Origin of the sequence: Gordonia oryzae (assembly GCF_003797185.1) — a bacterium.
Lineage (GTDB): Bacteria > Actinomycetota > Actinomycetes > Mycobacteriales > Mycobacteriaceae > Gordonia > Gordonia oryzae.
Map to the genome: position 1 here is coordinate 67020 of NZ_RKMH01000001.1, position 20796 is coordinate 87815.

The 20796-nt window shown below is 67.1% G+C and carries 19 protein-coding genes; 10 read left to right on the top strand and 9 right to left on the bottom strand.

What is annotated here, in order from left to right; translation table 11 throughout:
• Positions 1-49: 49 nt before the first annotated feature.
• Positions 50-343: a DUF3039 domain-containing protein gene (locus tag EF294_RS00320; RefSeq protein ID WP_123925045.1), complete on the top strand. Its 294-nt coding sequence runs from the start codon at positions 50-52 to the stop codon at positions 341-343.
• Between the two features lie 47 nt (positions 344-390).
• Here EF294_RS00320 and EF294_RS00325 read toward each other — a convergent pair whose 3' ends face one another.
• Positions 391-1734 carry a YihY/virulence factor BrkB family protein gene (locus EF294_RS00325; RefSeq protein ID WP_123925312.1) on the bottom strand — a complete coding sequence of 448 codons (1344 nt, stop codon included), beginning with the start codon at positions 1732-1734 and terminating at the stop codon, positions 391-393.
• A 350-nt stretch (positions 1735-2084) separates the two neighbouring features.
• Between EF294_RS00325 and EF294_RS00330 the strand changes: the two genes are divergently transcribed.
• Entirely contained in the window at positions 2085-3791 is a 1707-nt protein-coding gene (locus EF294_RS00330; protein ID WP_123925046.1) for a DEAD/DEAH box helicase, read from the top strand.
• Between the two features lie 68 nt (positions 3792-3859).
• Here the strand turns inward: EF294_RS00330 and EF294_RS00335 are convergent, their stop codons facing one another.
• The 3 genes from EF294_RS00335 to ppgK all read right to left on the bottom strand — a co-directional run bounded on the left by EF294_RS00335 (position 3860) and on the right by ppgK (position 7420).
• Positions 3860-4066: a DUF7455 domain-containing protein gene (locus EF294_RS00335; RefSeq protein WP_123925047.1), complete on the bottom strand. Its 207-nt coding sequence runs from the start codon at positions 4064-4066 to the stop codon at positions 3860-3862.
• 897 nt (positions 4067-4963) lie between these two features.
• Complete coding sequence (locus tag EF294_RS00340) at positions 4964-6421, bottom strand: RNA polymerase sigma factor (RefSeq protein ID WP_123925048.1); 1458 nt, start codon at positions 6419-6421, stop codon at positions 4964-4966.
• A 165-nt stretch (positions 6422-6586) separates the two neighbouring features.
• On the bottom strand, positions 6587-7420 hold the full coding sequence (gene ppgK, locus EF294_RS00345; protein ID WP_123925049.1) for a polyphosphate--glucose phosphotransferase: 834 nt from the start codon (positions 7418-7420) through the stop codon (positions 6587-6589).
• A 184-nt stretch (positions 7421-7604) separates the two neighbouring features.
• Here ppgK and EF294_RS00350 point away from each other — a divergent pair, with 184 nt between their 5' ends.
• Entirely contained in the window at positions 7605-8543 is a 939-nt protein-coding gene (locus EF294_RS00350; protein ID WP_123925050.1) for an inositol monophosphatase family protein, read from the top strand.
• Positions 8544-8569: 26 nt separating this feature from the next.
• Here EF294_RS00350 and cei read toward each other — a convergent pair whose 3' ends face one another.
• Entirely contained in the window at positions 8570-9286 is a 717-nt protein-coding gene (cei, locus tag EF294_RS00355) for an envelope integrity protein Cei (RefSeq protein WP_123925051.1), read from the bottom strand.
• Positions 9287-9706: 420 nt separating this feature from the next.
• Between cei and EF294_RS00360 the strand changes: the two genes are divergently transcribed.
• Complete coding sequence (locus EF294_RS00360) at positions 9707-10006, top strand: DUF4193 domain-containing protein (protein WP_123925052.1); 300 nt, start codon at positions 9707-9709, stop codon at positions 10004-10006.
• A gap of 87 nt (positions 10007-10093) precedes the next feature.
• On the opposite strand, the gene EF294_RS00365 is transcribed toward EF294_RS00360, so the two are convergent.
• Complete coding sequence (locus EF294_RS00365; protein ID WP_425459379.1) at positions 10094-10753, bottom strand: DUF3093 domain-containing protein; 660 nt, start codon at positions 10751-10753, stop codon at positions 10094-10096.
• 43 nt (positions 10754-10796) lie between these two features.
• Between EF294_RS00365 and dut the strand changes: the two genes are divergently transcribed.
• A complete protein-coding gene (gene dut, locus EF294_RS00370; RefSeq protein WP_123925053.1) occupies positions 10797-11270 on the top strand; it encodes a dUTP diphosphatase in 474 nt (157 codons plus the stop codon).
• Positions 11271-11355: 85 nt separating this feature from the next.
• Complete coding sequence (locus EF294_RS00375; RefSeq protein WP_123925054.1) at positions 11356-12276, top strand: DUF3710 domain-containing protein; 921 nt, start codon at positions 11356-11358, stop codon at positions 12274-12276.
• Between the two features lie 28 nt (positions 12277-12304).
• On the opposite strand, the gene EF294_RS00380 is transcribed toward EF294_RS00375, so the two are convergent.
• Positions 12305-13000, bottom strand: a complete 696-nt coding sequence (locus tag EF294_RS00380; protein ID WP_123925314.1) for an alpha/beta fold hydrolase — start codon at positions 12998-13000, stop codon at positions 12305-12307.
• A 394-nt stretch (positions 13001-13394) separates the two neighbouring features.
• Here EF294_RS00380 and EF294_RS00385 point away from each other — a divergent pair, with 394 nt between their 5' ends.
• Complete coding sequence (locus tag EF294_RS00385; RefSeq protein ID WP_123925055.1) at positions 13395-13772, top strand: OB-fold nucleic acid binding domain-containing protein; 378 nt, start codon at positions 13395-13397, stop codon at positions 13770-13772.
• A 31-nt stretch (positions 13773-13803) separates the two neighbouring features.
• On the opposite strand, the gene EF294_RS00390 is transcribed toward EF294_RS00385, so the two are convergent.
• On the bottom strand, positions 13804-14466 hold the full coding sequence (locus tag EF294_RS00390) for a potassium channel family protein (protein WP_123925056.1): 663 nt from the start codon (positions 14464-14466) through the stop codon (positions 13804-13806).
• Between the two features lie 12 nt (positions 14467-14478).
• On the bottom strand, positions 14479-15141 hold the full coding sequence (locus EF294_RS00395) for a potassium channel family protein (protein ID WP_123925057.1): 663 nt from the start codon (positions 15139-15141) through the stop codon (positions 14479-14481).
• Positions 15142-15308: 167 nt separating this feature from the next.
• Between EF294_RS00395 and EF294_RS00400 the strand changes: the two genes are divergently transcribed.
• The 3 genes from EF294_RS00400 to dxs all read left to right on the top strand — a co-directional run bounded on the left by EF294_RS00400 (position 15309) and on the right by dxs (position 20765).
• Positions 15309-17318, top strand: a complete 2010-nt coding sequence (locus EF294_RS00400; protein ID WP_185090887.1) for an APC family permease — start codon at positions 15309-15311, stop codon at positions 17316-17318.
• The gene (locus EF294_RS00405; protein WP_123925059.1) at positions 17315-18679 is read left to right on the top strand and encodes a class I SAM-dependent RNA methyltransferase; all 1365 of its coding nucleotides are present in this window, start codon (positions 17315-17317) and stop codon (positions 18677-18679) included. Before EF294_RS00400 ends, EF294_RS00405 begins: the two co-directional genes overlap by 4 nt.
• A 94-nt stretch (positions 18680-18773) precedes the next feature.
• Positions 18774-20765 carry a 1-deoxy-D-xylulose-5-phosphate synthase gene (dxs, locus tag EF294_RS00410; protein WP_123925315.1) on the top strand — a complete coding sequence of 664 codons (1992 nt, stop codon included), beginning with the start codon at positions 18774-18776 and terminating at the stop codon, positions 20763-20765.
• Positions 20766-20796 lie beyond the last annotated feature (31 nt).

Sequence of the window (20796 nt, forward strand, 5' to 3'; positions counted from 1 at the left end):
GCCTGGCAGGGGTGACCCGGTCCAGCCCGGGTGGCGCACAATGGTGGGTATGCCCACCGAAACCATTGAGCGGCCCGACATCGACGAACGCATCGACACCGATGTGCGGACCGACACCACCACCGAGGAACGGTCCGATACCGACGCCACCGATCGCGGTGACGACGACCGGCCGAAGTTCTTTCACTACGTGAAGAAGGACAAGATTGCCGAGAGCGCGGTCATGGGTACGCATGTCGTGGCCCTCTGCGGGGAGACCTTCCCGGTGACGCGATCGGCCAAGCCGGGCTCACCGGTCTGCCCGAAGTGCAAGAAGATCTACAAGCGGATGCGCAAGGAGTGATCGCCGACGGCGACGATGTACCGAAATTTCAGAGATCGGGCGTGATCTCACGAATCGTCGGGTGAATGACCGCGTGGCCGGCTGCGTCGACTGATCGGGCCGGTCGACAGGCGCTCGGGCAGCGTTTTGAGCTGCCCGGTGACCTCGGCGGTCTGGTGCTGAACCCAGTCGCGGACCTGAGCGGTCACCGCCGGCCTCGCAGGCCACAGGGACTGGACCGCGGCGTTGAACTCGGCGCCGACCACGATCGCGAACCCGAGGAAGAACGTGAAAAGCAGGAACGCGATCGGGGTGGCCAGAGCGCCGTAGGTGTAACCGGCCCGGGTGATCGCCGCCAGGTAGAGCCGCAGGAAGTAGCTGGCCACCCAGAACACGATGCCCGCGACGATCGCGCCACCCACCAGGCGATGCCAGGGCAGCGGATTGGGCAGTGCCAGGTGATACAGCGTGGTCAGCACCAGCATCAGCAGCAACGCCACGAACGGGAAGTACCCGAAATCGATCGCATTGGTGACGATGGGATCCCAGGATTCGGGGACGATCTCCCGGAGATAGTTGGGACCCAGGGCGACCAGGGGGAGTAGTGGGACCGCAACGGTGAGAAAGCCGAGATAAAGCAGCAGGGCGAAGATGCGCTGCCACACCGGGTTTCGGACCTCGTGCTGGTCGTGGGCGCGCACGATCGAGGCGACGAAGCACGACACCGCCGACGAGCCGGCCCACAACGACAGGATGAAGCCGACCGAGATGACCCCGACCCGTCCGCGGCCCAGGACATTGTCGACGGTCGGCTTGATCAGGTCGGTGACCACATTGGGTGAGAAGGTGCGGTTCGCGAACGCCAGGATGCGTTCGGAGATCACATCGACGGTGTCGGGACCGAACCAGCCCGAGAGATAGCCGACGCTGCCGAGGAGTCCGAGGAGTAGGGGAGGTAGCGACAGCGCCTGCCAGAATGCGGCTTGCGCGGCCCAGCCCACGATCCCGTCGTCCCAGGACTTCACGATCGTCCGCCAGATCAGGGTCGGGATGTCGCGTACCACCCGACGTCGCGGCCGCTCTGGCGGTTCGACCGTCGGGTCGTCGCGCCCGAGCTCCTGGTCCGTCCGCGTGCCGGCGTCCGGTGGGCGTGAGCCGCGGCGGGTGGTCCCGGGGAGCCCGGAGTCCGCGATCGCCCGATGGTTGGGGTCGGGTGCGTCGAGTTCGACCGAGGCCGGTGCCGGGCGGCGCTCCGCGTGCAGCGGTGCGGTAAGGAACTCACCGCGGTCGGGGTGTGGTGCGCGAGGGGGTCGGGGGAGAGTGTCGGTTGCCTCATCTCCGCACGATCGCCCGGCCGACTCGGGGACCGGGTCACGACGTGCTCCCGACGACGTGACGTCGTCGGGAGTCATCGGAGCGGGGTTGCGTCGTCGGGTGCTGATGGTTACAGCATCCACGATCGGCGAAGGTGATGCGCGCCACCATCGCCCCGAGGTGCCCAGTGCAACGTGTTCGCGCGTGGACTCCTCGGCGTGTTCGGCGCACCCCGGACGCAGCGGAGCCGCGCATCGACACCGCAATCTAGCTCGCGCCTCGACGCCCACGTGTGCCCCACACCGTGTCGCCCACGCGTCGGAATCGCTCGGTAGCATGGGCCCGTCCGTGCGGTGTGCCGGCCGATCGCCCGGCATACTGTGTCGCCCGGGTTCGACCGGGAACACCGACGGATTCCCCGTCCACCGACCCCCGGAGTCAGCTGCCCGTGACCGCTGCCGAAGACATTGCCGCCGCCATTTCGGGCCCCCCGCTCCGCGCCTGGCAGCGGCGTGCGCTGACCCGATACCTCGCGCGAGGACCGAAGGACTTCCTGGCGGTGGCCACCCCGGGTGCGGGTAAGACCACCTTCGGTCTGCGCGTGGCGCGGGAACTCCTCGACGACCGGACGGTGGAGCAGATCACCGTGGTCACGCCGACCGAGCACCTCAAACATCAGTGGGCCCAGGCCGCCGCTCGTGTGGGCATCGCGCTCGACTCCCGGTTTCGCAATGCGACCGGTCAGACCAGCTCCGACTTTCACGGTGTTGCGTTGACCTATGCGCAGGTCGCCGCGCACCCGTCCCGCCACCGGGTGCGCACCGAGAACCGGCGCACGCTGGTGATTCTCGATGAGATCCACCACGGCGGCGATGCGAAGTCGTGGGGTGAGGCGATCCGCGAGGCTTTCGACGACGCCGAGCGTCGACTGGCGCTGACGGGTACGCCGTTCCGATCCGACGACTCGCCGATCCCGTTCGTCACCTATGAACCCGAAGAGGGTGGGGTGCTGCGCTCCCGCGCCGACCACACCTACGGCTACTCCGACGCCCTCGCCGACGGCGTCGTGCGACCGGTGGTGTTCCTGGCCTATTCGGGTCAGGCGAGTTGGCGCACGAGTGCGGGCGAGGAATTCACCGCACGGTTGGGCGAGCCGCTGTCGGCTGAGCACACCGCACGCGCGTGGCGGACGGCCCTGGATCCGCACGGGGACTGGATTCCCTCGGTGCTGCAGGCGGCCCACACCCGGCTGGGACAGATTCGCGCGGGCGGCATGCCCGATGCTGGTGGCCTGGTCATCGCCACCGATCAGACCGTTGCCCGCGACTACGCCGAACTGTTGCAGGCGATCACCGGAAGGATGCCGTCGGTTGTGCTCTCCGACGACCCGAAGGCGTCGTCGCGGATCGCGGAATTCGCCGAGTCCGACGACGAGTGGATGGTGGCGGTCCGGATGGTCTCCGAGGGAGTGGACGTTCCGCGGCTGGCCGTCGGCGTCTATGCGACGAGTTCGTCGACGCCGTTGTTCTTCGCCCAGGCCATCGGCCGATTCGTCCGGTCCCGGCGCCCAGGTGAGACCGCGAGCGTGTTCCTGCCGTCGGTGCCGGTGTTGCTGAATCTCGCCAGCCAGATGGAGGCCGAGCGCGATCACGTGCTCGGCAAGCCGCATCGGGACAGCGATGGCCTCGACGACGCCCTGCTGACCGACGCCAACAAGCAGAAGGACGAGCCGGGCGAGGAGGAGAAGGGTTTTCAATCCCTCCACGCCGACGCCGAACTCGATCAAGTGATCTTCGACGGCTCCTCATTCGGCACGGCGACTTTCTCCGGCAGCGATGAGGAGTCGGACTACCTGGGTCTACCCGGCCTGCTCGACGCCGATCAGGTGCGCGCGCTCCTGCGTCAGCGGCAGGCCGAGCAGGTCCAGACGCGTTCGGTCGCCCCGGCCGCCGACGCGGTCAAGCCCGCCGGCGCGAATTTGCACGCCTTGCGCAAGGAACTGAACACGCTCGTCGCGATGCACCACCATCGCACCGGGAAACCGCACGGGGTCGTGCACAGCGAACTGCGCAGCAAACTCGGCGGACCACCGACCGCGATGGCCTCGGCGGATCAACTGCGCGAGCGGATCGCCGCCCTGCGTGAATGGCGCTGATCTCCCGCAGATGACGAGAGGGGCCCGGCAGGAACATTCCCGCCGGGCCCTCTCGTGGTGTGGGTCGATCAGACGAGCTCGGCGGCCGACTGATCCACGGTGGCCTGCATTTCCACGAGGCGAGCCTCGTGCTCGTTGAAGTGGTGCCGGCAGAAGAGGAGTTCGCCGCCGTTGGGGAGTACGGCGCGCACCTTGGCTGCGGCGCCACAGCGATCGCAGCGATCCGATGCGGTCAGTGGCAGGAAGATCGGGGGTGTGGTCGCGATGTCTGGCATTGTTTCCTCCGTCCCGGTCCGGCACCTCTCGTGCCATTCCTTCGTGAGCCGGCACATCCGGGCGATGCGCCAACCTCACTGTGTCAGACGTTTTCGGCTTTCGTATTGTTCCGAAGCCCCGGCGAGTTGTGTCGTCACTCACCCGTTACACCGGTGGCGGCGCCCGCAACATGGGATCCACAGACTGTTACCCGCAGTGCGACGCGGCTCACATCGTGGAGCAGGTGCGGACCCAGAGCCCCGGTATCGGCCTGCCGGAGTCGCCGCCGGCCCCCTCACGAGTCGCGTTCGGCATTCCTCGCGCAGGGAGCTGACGGCATCGGCGGACTCCACCTCGGCGTCGCGTAGCGTGTAGACGAACGCCGCGACCCGCGCGAAGCTGATGCCCCGCGATCCCAGACCGACCAGGGAACCGAGGCTCGCAGCGACGAGGAGTAAGCGGTGCCCAGCGGCTGGCCAAGGTGCTGCCGGGGAATGCCACTGACGGTGAACCGCACGCGCCTGGTGTATCTGGAATTGCGATGTGACGCACCACCTTTGAGTCGGCATTGCCAAATCGCCAAGGAGGGATGCCCAAGACCAGGGTGGTCTCGAGTCGGGGCAGAATCAGGGTCGCTGCTCTATCAGATCTGCGTCGCATCAGGCGGCGGCGATCCCGACCGGACACTGCATCGACGCGCCCCGCACAGGTCGATGACACGGCGTCGCATCGGGGGTGTTCGGGGTATATCGCGCGAAAGAGGCGTGTCCGACATCGTAGGGGCGCTGCCCCTCCCAGCCGCGAATCCGTCCGATTGGCGGTCTCACAGCCCTTGACAGAGCTGGGGAATCGGCTCGCATACGCCGATTGCCCCGGCTAGCGTGCCGGGACAATCGGGTGGATCAAGAGGGGGCCGGTCAGTCCAGGTAGTCGCGCAGGACCTGGGAGCGGCTGGGGTGGCGCAGTTTCGACATCGTCTTCGACTCGATCTGGCGGATGCGTTCGCGTGTGACGCCGTACACCTGGCCGATCTCATCGAGAGTGCGCGGCTGGCCGTCGGTCAATCCGAAACGCAGGCGCACCACGCCGGCCTCGCGCTCCGAGAGCGTCTCGAGGACCGATTGCAGCTGGTCCTGCAACAGGGTGAAGCTCACCGCATCGACGGCGACGACGGCCTCGGAGTCCTCGATGAAGTCGCCGAGCTGTGAGTCACCTTCATCGCCGATGGTCTGATCCAGCGAGATCGGCTCACGCGCGTACTGCTGGATCTCCAGAACCTTCTCCGGCGTGATGTCCATTTCCTTGGCGAGTTCCTCCGGCGTGGGCTCACGGCCAAGGTCCTGGAGTAACTCTCGCTGGATGCGACCGAGTTTGTTGATGACCTCGACCATGTGCACCGGGATGCGGATGGTGCGGGCCTGATCGGCCATGGCTCGGGTGATCGCCTGACGGATCCACCAGGTGGCGTAGGTCGAGAACTTGTAACCCTTGGTGTAGTCGAACTTCTCGACGGCACGGATGAGGCCCAGGTTGCCTTCCTGGATCAGGTCGAGGAAGGCCATGCCGCGACCGGTGTAGCGCTTGGCCAGTGACACGACCAGACGCAAGTTCGCCTCGAGGAGGTGATTCTTCGCGCGGTTGCCGTCGCGGGAGATCCAGTTGAGATCGCGCTTCTGCGCGGTGCTGATCTTCTCGCCGGACTCCATGACCCGGCGCAGTCGCTCGGTCGCGAACAGGCCGGCCTCGATGCGCTTGGCGAGTTCGACCTCCTCCTCGGCGTTGAGTAGGGCGACCTTGCCGATCTGCTTGAGGTAGGCGCGCACCGAGTCGGCGGACGCGGTAAGTTCGGCGTCCTTGCGGGCCTGGCGCAGGGCCTCGGATTCCTCCTCATCCCAGACGAAGTCGCCGGCGGTCTTGCTGTCGTCGGAGGACTTGGCGGCCGCGGCGGTGGCTGGAGTGCCCGCCGCAGGAGCGGCGGGGGTGTCTTCGGACTCCTCGTCGTCCTCGTCGTCCTCGGCGTCGGTGGAGCCCTCGGTGTCGTCTTCGTCGTCGGTGAGATCGTTGTCGTCGATCTCGACGTCGTCGAGTACGGCGTCGGGGCCATCGAGCTCCTCGATCGAGGTGGGCTCGGTATCGGTGTCGTCGGGGGAGTCCGCGTCACCGGCCGCCTTCGGCGGGGCGACCTTCTTCGCGGCGGTCTTACGGGCCGGAGCCTTCTTGGCGGTCTTGCGAGCGGTGGCCTTCTTGACCGCCTTCTTGGCGGTCTTCTTCGCGGGCGCCTTGTCAGCCGATAGAGCGGTCGACGTCGTCGGGTCGGAGACCGTGGTCGGGTCGGAGACCTCCGCGTCGTTCTGGCGGGTCTGGGTGGCTGCCACGTACAACCTTTCGGATGCGAATCTTTACTGTCCTCGCGGCAGCGTCGGCCGTCGCGGATGAGGGCTTGGTGCGGCGCACATGGCACCGATGCGGACCATTGTAACGACACCACCCCCACCGATGTGACAAAGGCCAGGTCAACGTCGGTGTTGGAAGGTCACGAACTACACGCGGAGGCCCTGATCGACGGCCATGGCCGCCCCGACGATGCCCGCCGTGTTGAGCAGGGCCGCGGCCTCGACGGGGGTGGAGTTGGTCAGCAGCGGAATCCATTTGGCCGACTTGCGACTGATCCCCCCGCCGACGATGAACAGTCGCGGCCAGAACAGCGCCTCATAGGTCTTGAGGACCTCGGAGACCTTCTCGGTCCACTTCTCATACGACCATCCCTTGTCTTCCTTGACCTTCGACGACGCCTGGTGCTCGGCTTCTTTCTTACCCACCTGGAGGTGGCCGAGTTCGGTGTTGGGCACTAGTTTTCCGTCGTTGAGGATCGCCGATCCGATACCCGTTCCGAAGGTCAGCAGCATCACGACGCCATCGACGCCCCTGCCCGCCCCATAGGCGTCTTCGGCCATACCGGCGGCGTCGGCGTCGTTGAGGACCGAGACCTTCCGGCCGTCGAGACGTTTGCTGAACAGTTCATAGACGTCGGTGCCGATCCAGCCCTTGTCGATGTTGGCCGCGGTGCGCATGATGCCGCCGGTGATGACCCCCGGCAGGGTGATGCCGACCGGTCCGTGCCAGTCGAAGTGCGCGACGACCTCGGCGACCCCGCCGGCGACCGCGTCGGGGGTCGCCGGTTGCGGGGTGAGCACCTTGTACCGTTCACCTATCAGGGCACCCGTGTCGAGATCGACGATGCCGCCCTTGATGCCGGAGCCGCCGACGTCCACGCCGAAGGCGAGATTGGTTGCCGCTGAGATCTTTTCGTCCGTGTTCCGCTCTCCTTCGGGTGCGGAGACGGTGGGGGAGCCGGGCGTGCCAGACTCGGTCATGGCGGGTCCTCTCGGTACGGATCGATGCTGATCGGGTATCACGCGTCTTTAGGCTATCCAGGCGAGCATCGTGGTGCAGCGAGGATGGGCAATCCATCACGGGACGTGTCGGGCGTCCGGTGAGCCCCGTCTCACCGGACGCCCGAACGTCCGCTCCCGGCGCCGGATGTGCTCACATGGACAGGTGGAGCAACGAGGCAGTGATCCTGTCGGCCGGAACGTCGCATCCGATGACGTGCCGTTGGCGAATGTGACAGTCGAGAGTCCTGCCGCACTGGCCGAGCTCGCCGTCGACATCGCGGAGGCCGCGGCCGACCATGTTCGTCACCGACGTCGGGAACTCTTCGGCGGGCCGGGTCGACGGGCCGCCGCCGACATCATTGACGCGGTGACCACCAAGTCGACGCCGACCGACCCGGTCACCTTGGCGGACACCGAAACCGAGCAACTGATCCGGGATCGTCTCCGCGCGGCCCGGCCGGCCGACGAGATCCTGGGCGAGGAGTCCGGCGGCGCCGTCGATGTGCCGACCGGGGTACGCTGGGTCGTCGATCCCATCGACGGGACCGTCAACTTCATGTACGGCATCCCGGCCTATGCGGTGTCGGTGGCCGCGCAGGTCGACGGTCGTTCGGTAGCGGGCGCGGTGGTCGACGTCGCGCGGGCGGTTACCTATCACGCGGCTGAGGGCGGCGGCGCGTTCTTGCGCGCCGGTGGTCACACGGTGCCGTTGCGCTGCAACGACATCGAGCGAGTCGAGCTCGCCCTCGTCGCCACCGGATTCGGATACGACGCGGAGCGCCGGTGGGAGCAGGGGGCGATCGTGGCGCAATTGCTGCCCCGGGTACGCGACCTCCGTCGCATCGGCGCGGCGGCACTCGATCTGTGCATGGTGGCCAGTGGGGCGGTCGATGCCCACATCGAACACGGGCTGAGTCCCTGGGATTGGGCGGCCGGCGGATTGATCGCCGCTGAGGCCGGAGCGGTCGTTCATTTGCCACCGGCCGATTCGCGGTCCAGCGACGGCCACGCGACGATCGCGGTGGCTCCCGGGATCGCCAATGCCTTTGTTGCGCTGCTCGACGATCTCGGTGCGCGACGGGCGCTTCCGGCTCGCGACTGACGCTTCCCGCGGACCGCGGGCGTCGCTCAGCAGGGTTGGGCGTGAACCGCTTTCACCAGACCCGGATCGACTCCGGCCTGCGGGTTCTTGGGGTCGGCCGAACGCAGCGCCTCGAGTGCGGCTTGCGCGTCCTGTGACTGCTCGCGCGGCTTGTAATACTCACCGAGTGCCACGTCGACGTCGGTACCTCGACGGCCGTCGTTGATCAGTTGGGCGCACGGGATCGCCAGCCACACCGACGCGGCGGCGGCCTGTCCGGCGGGTCCGAACCGGATCTGGGCGACGCAGTCCAGATCGTGATTCGGGTAGATCGGGTCGTCGCCGAATGCGGTGTCGCTGGCCGGGGTGAATCCCTGGGCGGTGAGGTCGTTGGACACCGATTGGGCCTGGCCACGTTGGGTGGATGCGTTGAGGACGCGCACCTGGAAGGTCGACAGCGCGGCCGGTGCAACCGACAGCATCTGATCCCGGTTCGATACGGTGCGGGATGGGGTTGCGCCCGTGGGCGCGGGGGGCTGTGCGGCGGCGGTGGTGGTCGCCGAGGCCGAAGTACTCGCGGGCGACGGCTCGTTGCAGGCGGTGGGGGTGGTATCGGAACCCGAACCGGCCAGGGCGACCGACCACGCGATGATGCCGAGAATCACCAGGACGGCCAAGAGGATGAGGATCGCGCGCGCGTTCCGACGCTTGTAGGGCCGACCGTTGTGGTCGGTGGGATAGCCGGTCGTAATCTGCGAGACCACCGTGAACTGCGCTCCTTCACCAGGGAAGGGTCGAGCGCGCCGGCGATGAATGCCGGGCTCGACCGCCGATTCTGGCCCAACTGTAGAGGGTGGCCGCCGCGACGGAGCGCAGGCTGCGCCGAGGAGGGGATGGTCGTCGGCGACGCTTCATGCGCCGGTGTCATTCGGGTGCACACACTGTTGACTCTGAGGTGGTCATGCACTAGGCTTCGGGCGCCCGCACTCCAGAGTCCGCTGGAGTTCTGGCAAGGATTTGTGATCAACATCACAACTGTCTGGTCGATGATCGGCAACGAATCGCACCGGTCATGACGTTGTAGTGACGCCGGCAAGACAATCCCGGCGACTTAGCGCCCCAGCGGTCCAGGTCACGAGCCGACGACCCAAAGGTCGCGCTCCTTCAACCAGGTAAGGCACACAATGGCTACTGATTACGACGCCCCACGGCGCACGGAGTCCGAGGACCTGAACGAGGACTCGCTCGAGGAGCTGAAGGCACGGCGCAGTGAGGCGCAGTCGGCTGCTGTCGACGTCGACGAAAGCGATACCGCCGAGTCTTTCGAACTGCCCGGCGCTGACCTCTCCGGAGAAGAGCTCTCGGTTCGGGTCATCCCGAAGCAGGCTGACGAATTCACGTGCACCAGCTGTTTCCTCGTCTACCACCGCAGTCGTCTGGCCCGTGAGAGCGGCGCGAGCATGATCTGCGTGGACTGCGCCTGATCGACCCCACCGCGCGGATCCGCCCTCAGGGCGGATCGTGGTGGGGCCCAGGCGTCACCACGTCACCGGCGGTTGCTCGTCGGATGTTCACCCGTTGTCGGCGGCCGCGTCGGCAACACCCAACGCGCTCAACAGCTCGGTCGGCCTTCGCGTCGAGACCAACCAGTACGGAGTCGGATCGTCCGGGTCGTCCAGCACGAGCAACACCATCGTCTTCACCCATGCGTGATGGATGAGGAATGCCGCGGGGTCGAGCTGCCGGCCCAGGGCGGCACTCTTCGCAGATGCCGGCACCGATGCCCCGCGTGCGATGACCGACCGTGGCAGTCGCGCCTTCCCGGCGTGCAGCTCACCGTCTGCGGTCACCCGAATTCGGGTGTGTCCCAGCGACACCAGAACCAACGCACACACGATCGCCGCGCCGAGGTAACCGAGCAGACCCCACGGCGAATCATGCGCCGACAGCTGGATCTCATGACCCACCACGCCTGTCACCACCACGGCGGCCAGCCACCACCACCACGGCACCGATAACCGCTCGGTGTACCGATCGCCGTCACCGTTGCTGCCGTCACCGCGAGGATCGGTCCCCGACACCGAGTTCGTCGAGACCACGGAGTGGGACTCATCGACAGCCTCCGTGTGGGAGACGTCCGTGCGGGGTTCGTGGCTGCTGGGGTCGGTGGCGCTGCGGGATTCGGTGGCGCTGCGGGATTCGGTGGCACTGCGGGGTTCCGGGTCGCTCACACCCCCAGCGTAGTCTTCCCCCGTGGCCTCAGAATTCCCCCCTGTGACCGGGTCCGACCCGTCCGATGTGATCCCACCGGTCCGGATTCGACGACTCGACCCCGACATCGCACTGCCCGCGCGCGCCCATCCCGGTGATGCTGGGGTCGATCTGTGTTCCACCATCGATCTCGAACTCGGGGCCGGGCGTCGGCATCTCGTGGGCACGGGCATCGCGATCGCACTGCCATACGGCACCGTCGGCCTGGTCCATCCCAGGTCCGGACTCGCCGCGCGCGCCGGGCTGTCGATCGTCAATGCACCCGGCACGATCGACGCCGGGTACCGCGGTGAGATCAAGGTGTGTCTGATCAACCTCGATCCGACCGAGACCATCCACATCTCGCGCGGTGACCGCATCGCGCAGTTGGTGATCCAACGAGTCGAACTTCCCGGGTTCATCGAGGTCGCCGAACTCGACGCGACGAGCCGTGGTTCGGGCGGATACGGGTCCAGCGGCGGTCACGCAATCCTGTGAGGCGTGCGCCCGGTCCTGGACTACCCTGCAGTGGCGAGGGTGACGCGGTGCCAACCGTGAAAACGGCGAGGGGAGATACCAACTGATGGCTAACGAGGAGCGGGGGGCAGGGGACTCGCGCGACGGGGAGTTGCGGGTCGGCCAGGCCCGCGGGCCGTACGACATCGAACTGCTTGACACCCCGCCCGAGGAACTGGCCAATTCGCACCTGGATCTCGGGTCGGTGCTGGTCCCGGTCGTCGAGGGCGGACAGGTCACCGTCGAGATGTCGGCCAACCACCAACCCGAAGCCGTGTATCTGGTGACCCCGCACGGCCGCATCAGCGTGACCGCCTTCGCCGCGCCGCGCTCTCCGGGATTGTGGCGCGAAGTCGTCCGGGAACTCGCAGCGTCTCTGCGGGACGAAGGTGCGACCACCAGCGTCGAGGACGGGCACTGGGGACGCGAGGTACTCGCCGAGGTACCCGGTGGAGCACACCGATTCATCGGGGTCGACGGTTCACGATGGATGGTGCGATGTGTCGCCAGTGGCCCGGCTGAATCCGCGGGTCCACTCGCGCAACTTGCGCGTGCCGTCCTCGCCGAGTCGGTGGTTCGGCGCGGCAAGGATCCATTGCCGCCCCGAGAAATGCTGCCGATCGTCCTGCCACCCGTCCTCGCCGAGCAGGTCGCCGCCGCCCAGCAGCAGATGTTCGCCGACGACTCGGCTGCCGGGGTACCGAACGATTCCGGCGGCAACTCCGACGACAACCTCGTCGCCCCGAACGCCCCGAACGCGACGAGCGAAACCACCGCCCCCGCACAGCTCCCCGAGCAGCCGACCGCCGAGACCGAACACATCTCCGGCGGTGCGCTCGACCAGATCGAGCAGGCGACCGTCATCCGCGAGGTGCCGACCGCAGTCGACAGTGGGGCACGGGAGGGCGCACCCGACGCCGACGACGCGCCCCCGCCGTCGGCGGGTTCGGCGATGCAACGCTTCCGCCGTCGCCGCGGCAAGCGCTGACCACCGGCTCGCCCCGTACCGAGCGTGCTCACTGTTCTGTTGGTGCGGCATCCTCATCGAGAAGGTACTGCCATCCGGTCGCGCACGCGCGCCCCAACACCGCCGGATCGGTACCCCACTGCGCCAGGCCAACCCGCTGTAGTCGCGCCCGTGGTGCTGCGCGGCACCACGACTGCGCGACGGCCCACGGATGGAGCGGATCGTCGTCGGCGGCCACCACCGCCAGCGGCACGGACAGCGTGGCGATCCGGTCGAGGTCGGGGGCGCGATATGCCGCCGCCCGTTCGAGCTGGGTAACGAGTCCGGGATATAGGGCCCGCCACGACCGGGCGAGCTCATTGGCCAACCATGTCGGACTCGTCGACGACATCGCATCGATCGTCGCGTCCAGGCCGTCGGTACGTAGGGCTGTCGCGGTCATCGCCGCGCCGGTCGCGGCAAGTGCAGTACTCGGCTCTCCACTCCACGCCGGCATCGCCGCCCACACCCCGACGCAACGATGCCCGCCCGGACCGAGTGCCCACTCCAGCGCCAGGGCGGCACCGATGGAGAACCCGCCCACCAACACCCGGGCGTGGTCGGCAGTGAACCGCCGCAGCGCGTCGCGGTGTCCGCCGATGAGATTGTCGGTCGGCTCCAGGGCGATCAGGTCGACGCCGATTTCGCGGGCCGCGGGACCGAACGCTCGGCGGACGAAGTCGGCGTCCGAACCCGTCCCCGGCATCACGATGAGGATGTCCGCCGGAAAAGATTCGGCCGGCTCGCTATCGCTCCCGGCGCCGGTACATTCGGCCCGCTCGCCATCGCTCCCGGCGCCGGTACATTCGGCCCGCTCGCCATCGCTCCCGGCGCCGCGACATTCGGCCCGCTCGCCATCGCTCCCGGCGCCGGTACATTCGGCCGGCTCGCCATCGCTCCCGGCGCCGGTCAACCTGCGGGTGTGGATCCGGTAGTCATTCGCGGGCATGCACAGATCATGCCGCGCGTTGTACGCGATGAGGACATGGGTCTACGCTGAGTCGAAAGTACCCGCGTCGGAAGAGACGAGAAGGCCGAGAACCACAGCCCAGCAGGCTCGTGCCCTCCGCGCGGAAACGAAGTCTCTTCTGGAGGTTGTGATGCCGACGGCCGGTTATCTCAAGCGGCTGACCAAACGGTTGACCGAAGATCTCGGCAATGCTGATGCCGAGCAGATCGCCGCCGAGTCCGAGGCAACGGGAGCACAGCGCGCCGTCGAATGTAGTCGCGGCGACGAGGTCACCATGCACGGCGAGTTGCGTGCGGTGGAGACGTGCTCGCGTGCCGCCAAGAGTGGAGTCAAGGCCGAGTTCTTCGACGGGACCGACACGGTCATCCTGAAGTGGCTGGGACGCAACCGCATTCCCGGCATCGAGCCGGGCCGCAAACTCACCGTGCGTGGCCGCCTTGCCGAGCACGATGGATTCAAGGTGGTCTACAACCCATACTACGAGCTGTACGGCTCGGACGAAGGGTAGCTCCTCCACTCCGATCCGCCCGCCGCAGCGGTCACTGCGGGACCCGCATCGCCTCGTGTAATGCCGGTTCGATTTCGGCAGGCGCGATGAACACCAGTTCGTCGCCACCTTCGATCGGATCGTCACGCTCGGGCACGATCACCCGACCACCCCGCAGGATAGCCACCAGAGCAGCATCGCGCGGCAGGCTCAGCTTGTGGACTGGCCGGCCGGCCAGCGGTGTGTTGGCGGGCAGCGTCAACTCCACGAGATTTGCCTGACCCTGCCGGAATGTCATGAGCCGCACCAGATCTCCGACCGACACGGCCTCCTCGACGAGAGACGCGAGCAGTCGTGGCGTCGAGACGGCGACGTCGACACCCCATTCCTCGCCGAACAGCCATTCGTTGCGGGGGTCATTCACCCGTGCGACCACACGATTGACCGCGAACTCGGTCTTCGCGAGCAAACTGACGACGAGATTGGCCTTGTCGTCGCCGGTGGCAGCGATCATGACGTCGAAGGACTGCAGCTCCGCCGACTCGAGGTTCGACAACTCGCACGCGTCGGCGAGCAGCCACTGCGCACCGGGCACCGCGTTGGTGTCGATGTGCTCGGCCTTGCGCTCGAAGAGAGTGACCTCGTGGGAGTTGACGAGGAGTTCGCGGGCGATGGAACGGCCGACTGCACCGGCCCCGGCGATGGCGACTTTCATTCTTGATACTCCTCAGTCGGCGTCGATCGGCGACGCGGCAATCGTACGGGTGACGGCGAGGCGCTCGAGCAGCACTGCGGCGAACACCACGTCGTCCTGCTGCAAGACCGTCTTCGCTTCAGGCAGAACAGGATTGCCGACCCGATTGATGAATGAGATGCGTGCTCCGGTGAGTTCCTGGAACTTCACCACGGTCGTCCCGATCCACGACTCGTCGATCTCGAGTTGGGCGATCGCGAGCGTGCCCGACGGGTCGCGCCACTCGGTCGTGGTGGAAACCTCGCCGAGCGCGGAGACGAACCGCTCAGTCGTCCACGGCACGGTGGCCACCGTCGGAATGCCCAGCCGCTCATAGACCGCGGCACGTTTCGCGTCGTAGATGCGCGCGACCACTCGCCCCACGTCGAAGGTCTCCCGGGCCACGCGCGCGGCGATGATGTTGGAGTTGTCGCCGGAAGACACCGCGGCGAAGGCGTCGGCCTGCTCGATCCCGGCCTTGATCAACACATCACGATCGAATCCGACCCCGACGATGCACTGACCGGTGAACTCGTCGCCGAGTCGGGTGAACGCCGAGGGGTTGCGGTCGATGATCGCGACCTCGTGGCCGCGTTTGACCATCGCGCGAGCCAACGACGAGCCCACGCGGCCGCAGCCCATGATGACTACCCGCAAGAAAATCGATCCTTCCTTCCCTGCGCATGCCGCCGGGAGACGACGCGTCGCCGGAGAGCCGGCACTGGACCGGTGTCGGTCCGCGCAAAGATGAACCTACCCGTAGCAGGCGTGTCGTGACGCGGGTCCTGGTGGCCTTCGTTTGACCCAGGTCTTAATGTTGCGTGGTGCCCACCGTGTCAAAGGTGTCCGTTGCGACAAAGCGACTGCTTCTGGGACGACCGTTTCGCAGCGACAGTCTCGGCCACACGCTGTTACCCAAACGCATCGCGCTCCCCGTATTCGCCTCCGACGCGATGTCCTCGGTCGCCTACGCGCCGCAGGAGATATTTCTGGTGCTCTCCGTTGCCGGGCTCTCGGCGTTGGCCTACACCCCATGGATCGCGATTGCAGTCGCGATCGTCATGGCGGTGGTCGTCGCCAGCTACCGGCAGAATGTGCACGCCTATCCCTCCGGCGGCGGCGACTACGAGGTCGCCACGGTCAACCTCGGGCCCACGGCGGGGCTGACCGTCGGTAGTGCGCTGCTGGTCGACTACGTGCTGACCGTCGCAGTGTCGATCTCGTCGGCAGCAGAGAACATCGGATCGGCGATCCCGTTCGTGTCCGAACATCGCGTGTCGTTCTGTGTGGCCGCCATCATCATCCTGGCCGCAGTAAACCTGCGTGGACTCAAGGAATCGGGCAGCGTACTGGCCATTCCGACCTATGCGTTCATCGTCGGTGTGCTCGGCATGCTGATCTGGGGATTCACCGAGATCTTCATCCTCGGACGAGAGATTCGTTCGGAGACCGCGGGATTCGAGATCCGGGCCGAACACACCCACCTGATGGGCATTGCCTTCGTCTTCCTGATCGCGCGGGCCTTCTCCTCGGGATGCGCGGCACTGACCGGGGTCGAAGCCATCAGCAACGGTGTGCCTGCGTTTCGGAAGCCCAAGTCCCGAAACGCGGCGACCACTCTGCTGCTGCTCGGGTTGATCGCGGTTGTCTTGCTGTTGGGCATCGTCTTCCTTGCAGAGCGGATCGGCGCCAAATACGTGATGAACCCGGCGGAGGACCTCATCGGGGCGCCCCCGGGCTACCAGCAGAAGGCAATGATCGCCCAACTCGCCCACGCAGTGTTCGACACTTTCCCGGCCGGGTTCTACTTCGTCGCGACCGTCACTGCACTGATCCTGATGCTGGCCGCCAACACTGCGTTCAACGGATTCCCGGTGCTCGGTTCGGTACTCGCCCAGGATCGCTACCTGCCCCGGCAGCTGCACACCCGTGGCGACCGGCTGGCGTTCAGCAACGGCATCCTGTTCCTGGCAGTCGCCGCGATCGCATTCGTGGTCGCCTTCGGCGGTGAGGTGACCTCACTGATCCAGCTCTACATCGTGGGCGTGTTCGTGTCGTTCACGCTGAGCCAGACCGGCATGGTGCGTCACTGGACCCGATTGTTGCGTACCGAGACCGACCCGAAGGCGCGCCGCCGGATGATGCAGTCGCGGGTCATCAATACCGTCGGCCTGGTGATGACGGCAACCGTGCTGGTGGTTGTGCTCATCACCAAGTTCACCGCCGGTGCCTGGATCGCCATCCTGGCGATGGTCATCCTGTTCGTGCTGATGAAGGCGATCCACCACCACTACGCGAGCGTGCAGCGCGAACTCGAGCGCACCCCCGCCGACGACGAGGCAGTGCTCCCGAGCCGTACCCACTCGATCGTGTTGGTCTCGACGCTGCACCTGGCCACCAAACGCGCGTTGCTGTTCGCGCGGGCCACCCGACCCGATGTACTCGAGGCGGTCACGGTGAATGTCGACGACCGTGACACCCGCCGACTGGTCTCGGAATGGGAAGACAGCGATCTGCGGGTGCCGCTCAAGGTGATCGCGTCGCCCTACCGCGAGATCACGCGCCCGATCATCGACTACGTGCGGCGTGTCCGCCGAGAATCGCCGCGCGACGTGATCACCGTGTTCATTCCCGAATACGTGGTGGGTCACTGGTGGGAACAGATCCTGCACAACCAGTCGGCGTTGCGGTTGAAGACACGTCTGCTGTTCGAACCCGGCGTGATGGTGACCTCGGTGCCCTGGCAGCTCACGTCGTCCGATCGCCGCAAGGCCGACCTCGACTACCACGCCCCTGGTGACACCCGCCGGGCACTGGGTGGCGGGCCCACGTGACGAGTGCTCCCTCCTTTGGCGCGCTGACGCTGCGGGTACGCCGACCCGCCAACGGTGGGTCGGCCATCGCGCATGCCGACGACGGCCGGGTCGTTTTCGTGCGCGGCGCGATCCCGGGTGAGCTGGTCACCGCGACCGTCGTCGAGGACAGGTCCGGATTCCTCGTCGCCGAGGTGACCGAGGTACTTGAGCCGTCGACACATCGACGCGACCCGCTCTGCTCGGCCGCCGCGCACGGCGCCGGCTGCTGTGATCTCGCGTATGTCGCCGTCGAGCACGCCCGCACCCTGAAGAGCGAGATCCTCACCGACGTCCTGCGGCGGATCGGCGGGTTCACCGACGACGCCCTGGCCGCACTCGATGGCGGGCCGCCGACGGTTGCCGCGCTCGATGACGCCGGAACCGGCTGGCGAATTCGGACACGCATGGGCGTCGACGCACACGGCCGCGCCGGTCTGCACCGGCGCGGCGCTGCCGGCCTCGTCGTCGGCCACCCCTGCGCCCAACCCGATTCGCGCCTGACCGACCTCACGGCGTTCGACGGCCGGTTCACCCCGGACGCCGACCTCGCGCTCGTACTCGACGACGACGGCGCGCGGCACCTCATAGAGATCGCGCCCGCCGACGACGCGGCCAAGGAGGGTCGCGGCGGTCGTCGATCCGATGGCGGTCGTCGTGCCGCACAGCGGCGTCGTCGGCGCCACGAGCGGGCGCGCAGGACACGAGTGGTCGAGGGACTTCCCGCTGCGCGCCACCAGGTGGGCAAGCGGACCTGGGACATCCCGGTGACCGGATTCTGGCAGGGCCACCGGGCCGCCGCGGGCGTGTATGCGCAGACCGTTGCCGACCTCGTCGCGCGCCACACCGACTCAATAGGGACGTGCTGGGACCTCTACGGCGGCGCCGGGATCTTCGCCGCCACCCTGACCGACACCCTGCATGCGCAGGCGGTGCACATCGTCGATTCCGACGCCGGGGCACTGGCCGCCGCCGAGGCGACCTTCGCAGACGACGACGGCATCGAGGTGCACCGAGAAGAGGTCGCCGCCGCCATCGGCGGACTCCCCGCCGCTGGGGTCGTCGTACTCGATCCTCCGCGGACGGGGGCCGGTGCACAGGTGATCGGACAACTCGCCGCGGCCGGTCCGGACGTGGTGGTGCACGTCGGTTGCGATGTCGCGAGATTCGCCCGCGACCTCGCATTGCTTGCCGAGAACGGGTATCAGACCCGCGAGATCCGCGGGTTCGACGCATTTCCGCTGACCCATCACATCGAGGCGATCGCCGTGCTCGTGCGGTCGAATTCACGCCCGTCGTCGCGCTCGGCGGACCGGGGTGCGTCACCGGCGACCGTAGACTGACACACATGCTCCCGCATGCACCTATCGGTCTGGGTAGCACGCCGGGTACGTACCACGTCGCCTGGGAGCGAGACGATCAGTGATGGAGGATCAGATGGGCCTGCTGGAGCGCATCAACTCACCAGCCGACCTGCGGGTGCTGTCAGCCGCAGAGGTTACCGCGCTGGCGGGCGAGATCCGTGAGTTCCTGATCGAGAAGGTGTCGGCGGTAGGCGGTCACCTCGGGCCCAATCTCGGTGTCGTCGAGCTGACGCTGGCCATTCATCGTGTGTTTGATTCACCGATCGATCCAGTGATCTTCGACACAGGCCACCAGTGTTATGTCCATAAGATCGTCACCGGGCGACGCGAGGGCTTCGATACGCTCCGGCAGCGCGGCGGATTGACTGGCTATCAGGAGCGGTCCGAGAGCCCGCACGACTGGGTGGAGTCCTCACACGCCTCGGCGGCACTGTCCTACGCCGACGGGCTTGCGAAATCGTTCGCGCTGACCGGTCAGGACGACCGGACGGTCGTCGCGGTGGTCGGCGACGGGGCGTTGACCGGCGGAATGTGCTGGGAGGCGATCAACAACATCGCCGCCGCGGATCGTCGCGTGGTGATCGTGGTCAACGACAACGGCCGGTCCTATGCGCCGACGATCGGCGGGCTGGCCCGGCACCTGTCCGGGCTGCGGCTGCAACCCGGTTACGAGCGGGTCCTCGACGAAGGTCGGCGCGTGGTCAAACGATTGCCGGTGGTCGGCAACCCGGCCTACGCCGTACTGCACGGGGTCAAGAGCGGTCTGAAAGACCTTCTCGCGCCGCAGGAGATGTTCACCGACCTCGGGCTCAAGTACGTCGGCCCGGTTGACGGCCACGACGTCGAGGCGCTCGAATCGGCGTTCACGCAGGCACGCTCGTTCGGTGGGCCGGTCATCGTGCACACCGTCACGCGCAAGGGCATGGGCTACGCGCACGCCGAGAACCATGAGGCCGACCAGATGCATTCCACCGGCGTCATAGATCCGGTGACCGGCCGGGCGAAGTCCGTGGCACCGCAGGACTGGACGTCGGTGTTCTCCGCGGCACTCGTCGAGGCGGGGGCCGCCCGCGAGGATGTCGTGGCGATTACCGCCGCGATGCCCGGTCCAACAGGACTGACACCGTTCGCTGACAAGTATCCCGACCGGATGTTCGACGTCGGGATCGCCGAGCAACATGCCATGACCTCGGCGGCCGGGCTGGCGCTCGGCGGTCTGCATCCGGTGCTCGCGATCTACTCGACGTTCCTCAACCGTGCATTCGATCAGCTACTCATGGACATCGCGCTGCTCGAACTCCCGGTCACACTGGTCCTCGACCGATCGGGGATCACCGGTCCCGATGGGCCGAGTCATCACGGGATGTGGGATCTCTCGCTGCTCGCGATGGTCCCGGGGATGCGGGTTGCATCCCCCCGCGACGCGGTGCGGCTCCGCGAAGAACTCGACGAGGCGCTCGCCGTCGACGATGGGCCCACTGCACTGCGATTCTCCAAAGGTGCTGTACCCGAAGATATCCGCGCTGTAGTGCGTCTGGAAGACGGGGTCGATGTGTTGCGTCGGGGCACCCCGTCGGCCGAACCGATCGGAGGGGACGTACTCATCGTCGCGGTCGGGGCGTTCTGCTCGCTGGCCCTCGATACCGCCGAACGGCTGCGTAGTCAGGGCATCGAGGCCACCGTCGTTGATCCGCGGTGGGTGCTCCCGATTCCGGCGTCGATCACTGAGATCGCCGGCCGGCACCGGTTGGTGGTCACCCTCGAGGACAGTGGTGTCCACGGAGGGGTGGGGTCGGCGGTGACGACGGCGCTCGGTATCGCCGAGGTTGGCGTTCCGGTGCAGAACCGCGGTATCCCACAGCGATTCATCGCACACGCCTCACGCGCGGAGATCCTCGCCGAGTTGGGATTGACCGCGCAGGATCTGGCGCGCTCGATCACCGCGACCGTCTCGGGGATGCACGTGACCCCGGGGCTCGACCGTCACGAGTTCGTCGACACCGGACTCGACGCGTCGCCTGCGGATCGTTCGCCGCGTGAGGTCGACGGCCCCGACCCGGAGTAGACGGCACCGGAGTCATTCGACCAGCGGTGGT

Coding starts and splice junctions, on each gene's coding strand:
- EF294_RS00375 (WP_123925054.1), top strand. CDS start 11,356: ATGGCTAACGAGGAGCGGGGGGCAGGGGACTCGCGCGACGGGGAGTTG.
- EF294_RS00360 (WP_123925052.1), top strand. CDS start 9,707: ATGGCTACTGATTACGACGCCCCACGGCGCACGGAGTCCGAGGACCTG.
- EF294_RS00385 (WP_123925055.1), top strand. CDS start 13,395: ATGCCGACGGCCGGTTATCTCAAGCGGCTGACCAAACGGTTGACCGAA.
- EF294_RS00335 (WP_123925047.1), bottom strand. CDS start 4,066: ATGCCAGACATCGCGACCACACCCCCGATCTTCCTGCCACTGACCGCA.
- EF294_RS00380 (WP_123925314.1), bottom strand. CDS start 13,000: ATGCCGGGGACGGGTTCGGACGCCGACTTCGTCCGCCGAGCGTTCGGT.
- EF294_RS00320 (WP_123925045.1), top strand. CDS start 50: ATGCCCACCGAAACCATTGAGCGGCCCGACATCGACGAACGCATCGAC.
- dxs (WP_123925315.1), top strand. CDS start 18,774: ATGGGCCTGCTGGAGCGCATCAACTCACCAGCCGACCTGCGGGTGCTG.
- EF294_RS00325 (WP_123925312.1), bottom strand. CDS start 1,734: ATGACTCCCGACGACGTCACGTCGTCGGGAGCACGTCGTGACCCGGTC.
- EF294_RS00390 (WP_123925056.1), bottom strand. CDS start 14,466: ATGAAAGTCGCCATCGCCGGGGCCGGTGCAGTCGGCCGTTCCATCGCC.
- ppgK (WP_123925049.1), bottom strand. CDS start 7,420: ATGACCGAGTCTGGCACGCCCGGCTCCCCCACCGTCTCCGCACCCGAA.